The organism is Paenibacillus sp. OT2-17, from assembly GCF_009827695.1.
GTDB classification, from domain to species: Bacteria; Bacillota; Bacilli; order Paenibacillales; family Paenibacillaceae; genus Paenibacillus; species Paenibacillus polymyxa_B.
In genome coordinates this window covers 1-3,067 of record NZ_WUDQ01000451.1, presented here as the reverse complement: position 1 = coordinate 3,067, position 3,067 = coordinate 1, and the positions used below count along the sequence as shown (strand labels likewise).

At 47.9% G+C, this 3,067-nt stretch carries 4 protein-coding genes and 1 pseudogene; all 5 read left to right on the top strand.

All coding sequences use genetic code 11. From position 1 onward, the window contains the following. Window positions 1-198, top strand: a pseudogene (locus tag GRP75_RS22910) (GTP 3',8-cyclase MoaA); the annotation flags it as partial. Window positions 199-238: 40 nt separating this feature from the next. Then, complete coding sequence (fdhD, locus tag GRP75_RS22905; RefSeq protein ID WP_023989569.1) at window positions 239-1,051, top strand: formate dehydrogenase accessory sulfurtransferase FdhD; 813 nt, start codon at window positions 239-241, stop codon at window positions 1,049-1,051. Between the two features lie 133 nt (window positions 1,052-1,184). Beyond that, a complete protein-coding gene (locus GRP75_RS22900) occupies window positions 1,185-1,433 on the top strand; it encodes a MoaD/ThiS family protein (RefSeq protein ID WP_028542528.1) in 249 nt (82 codons plus the stop codon). Window positions 1,434-1,488: 55 nt separating this feature from the next. Continuing rightward, a complete protein-coding gene (locus GRP75_RS22895) occupies window positions 1,489-2,220 on the top strand; it encodes a molybdenum cofactor biosynthesis protein MoaE (protein WP_160790455.1) in 732 nt (243 codons plus the stop codon). A 62-nt stretch (window positions 2,221-2,282) separates the two neighbouring features. Further along, window positions 2,283-3,067 (top strand): ThiF family adenylyltransferase (locus GRP75_RS22890; protein WP_160790454.1); only part of this gene is annotated, 785 nt, incomplete at its 3' end.

Sequence of the window (3,067 nt, the reverse complement as noted above, 5' to 3'; positions counted from 1 at the left end):
GGCTCCTTGTACACGTGCCTGTTTGCCTCGCAAGGGTACAAGCTTCGCGCGATGCTGCGTTCCGAACAGTCCGATGACGAGATTAGAGCTTACATTGAGCGTGTTTGGAGAGAACGTACCGATCGCTATTCAGAGGAACGGCTGAATCATACACAGCAAGCAACATCTAAAATTGAAATGTCACACATCGGCGGGTGAGCCGAAGAGCCAGCCTGTCAGAAACAAGGGAGTGGAGCACATGGAAAAGCCAGCTGAGGTAAAACGTGAGATTCTACGTTATCGTGACGGTCAGATCAAGCGTTTTGAAGACACTGTGGTGACGGAGCATCCGGTGACCATCAAAATCAATCAGCAGGAATTTGCTACCATGGTTTGTACACCGGAGTATGTGGAGGATATGGCGGTAGGTTTTTTGGCCTCTGAAGGCGTCATTCAACGGTACGATGATATCGAAGATATTTGGGTTCAGGAAAAAGAAGGTTTTGTTCATATTAAAACCCGTCGAATGAATGAGTTTTATCAAAACTTTCATTCCAAACGGTACATTACCTCCTGCTGCGGTAAAAGTAGACAGGGCTTTTATTTTATGAATGATGCCAAAGTGGCAAAAAGAATGAATGACACCCATGTTACGCTGTCCTTTGACGATTGCTTCCGCTTGATGAATTTAATGCAAAGCTCGGCACTTACGTTCCAACAGACCGGTGGTGTTCATAATGCAGCGTTGTGCGATAAAGACGGCATGATCCTGTCCAGAATAGATATCGGCCGACACAATGCGCTGGATAAAATCTATGGACATTGCTTAAAACATGATATTGTATTGCAAGACAAAATCATAGTATTCAGCGGACGCATTTCGTCTGAAATTTTGTTGAAGGTTGCGAAGATTGGCTGTGAAGTTGTTTTGTCCAAGTCAGCTCCCACAGAGCTTGCACTTGAGTTGGCTGAGGATCTGGGAATTACGACCGTCGGCTTTATACGCAGTCGTTCTCTGAATGTGTATACGCATACTGAACGGATTGATGAACTGGTCGAATCTAAAATATAATATACAAATCTTCAATGTACACCGTCATAGTTAACCAGCATGGAATAAAACCTTTCGGGGTATTCATTCATGTTGGTTTTTCTTGGTACATATGTGGTGGACATTCACTGTACTGAAAAGGAGGGCATGTTAAATGAACTATCATATTCAAGTATTTGCCGGACTTGCGGAACAGATGGGAGGGCCTATAATTATGGTGCCTACTGAGCAAGAAACGATGACCGTTGCCGCGTTAAAAGACTTGCTATCCGAGTGTTTCCCTGAATCGGCAGCTCAGTTGCAGGGTTCTTTTGTTGCCAGAAATCAAGCCTACGCCGCTCCTGAGGACCTCGTGAGTATATATGATGAGATTGCGATTATTCCTCCGGTTTCAGGAGGGTAAATTCTATTATATAGATAGATGAATTCGATAGAATAGGTGCAAGGGGGCAGATCATATGCAATACCGTATTCAGCTATTCGCAGGTATGGCGGAGCAACTTGATGATGTGATCACAGTAGAACTTTCACAGGAAACGGTGACCATGGCAGACATTCGAAAAAGGCTGAATGAGCTGTACCCGGAAGTGACTTCACAACTGCCAGGTTCTTTTTTTACCCATCATAAAAAGCTGGCTTCTCCAGATGAACTTGTGCTTCCATCAGATGCAATTGCTCTTCATCAGTCAGCACCCGGGATGGAGACGGTCGTTTCAAAATGTGGTTTATTTGCCATTACGTACGACCCGATTGATGCCGATGAAGTAACCTCAAAGGTGCTCGACCCTTCTCATGGCGCCTCGCTGACCTTTAATGGTACGACTCGGGAATTTACGCAAGGTCAGCGAACGGTGCTGCTTGAATATGAAGCGTATGTCCCGATGGCCATGAACACGATGAAGCAGATTGGTGACGAAATTGCAGAGCATTGGCCTTCTACACGTACTGCGATTACACATCGGCTTGGCACGGTCAGAATTGGAGAGACGAGTGTGGTGATTGCTGTCTCTGCTGCACACCGCGATACTTGCTACGAAGCCAGCCGCCATGCCATTGAACGGTTAAAGCAAATCGTACCGATTTGGAAAAAGGAAGTGTGGGAGGACGGCTCAGAATGGAAGGGGCATCAGCTGGGCGGCTGGAATCCTCAAAATACCCCAAAGCTTTCGAATAAGGACGAGGACATCTGAGCTTTTAGCTTGTCTGATCAACTTGTAGCTATCAATGGATAAGTATGGAGGGTAAACCAACGATGTCAGAAATGGACAAAATCCAGAAAATAGAAGTTGCTGCACAAGCACATGCGCATGCGTCTCATGCCCGTTATTCTAGACAGGAATTATTCTCGAAAATTGGACCGACAGGCCAGCAAAATATCCGTAGTAAGCACGTGCTGATGGTGGGGGCCGGCGCACTGGGCACTGCCAATGCTGACATGCTGGTGCGAGCGGGCATCGGACGGCTGACGTTGGTAGACCGCGATTATGTAGATTGGAGCAATTTGCAGCGCCAACAGCTCTATGACGAAGCGGATGCCCGTGATCAGATCCCCAAGGCAGTGGCCGCGCAGAAGCGATTGCAGCAAATCAATTCGGACGTGGACATTCGTGCGCTAGTCCGGGACGTCTCGCTAGATGAAATCGACGATATCGCAGCAGGGGTGGATCTCATCGTAGATGCCACCGACAATTTCGATACACGTCTGCTTATGAACGATTATGCGGTCAAGCATCGAATCCCTTGGATTTACGGGGCGTGTGTGGGCAGCTATGGGACAACCTTTACCATCGTGCCAGGGCAGACACCGTGCCTGCATTGCCTGCTCGGAACCGTACCGCTCGGCGGTGCGACCTGTGATACGGTCGGTGTGATTAGCCCGGCTGTACAGATGGTGGCGGCTTATCAAAGCGCCGAGGCATTGAAGCTGCTCACCGGGAACGAATCAGCCTTACAGGGTAAGCTGATTTCCTTCGATCTGTGGAACAATCAGCATCAGGCGATCCAAATCAGCGCCATGAAGCAAGCCGATTGTCCAAC

What these genes read in the sequence shown, in the direction of transcription:
- GRP75_RS22900 (WP_028542528.1), top strand. Translation starts at nt 1,185, where the DNA reads ATGAACTATCATATTCAAGTATTTGCCGGACTTGCGGAACAGATGGGA.
- fdhD (WP_023989569.1), top strand. Translation starts at nt 239, where the DNA reads ATGGAAAAGCCAGCTGAGGTAAAACGTGAGATTCTACGTTATCGTGAC.
- GRP75_RS22895 (WP_160790455.1), top strand. Translation starts at nt 1,489, where the DNA reads ATGCAATACCGTATTCAGCTATTCGCAGGTATGGCGGAGCAACTTGAT.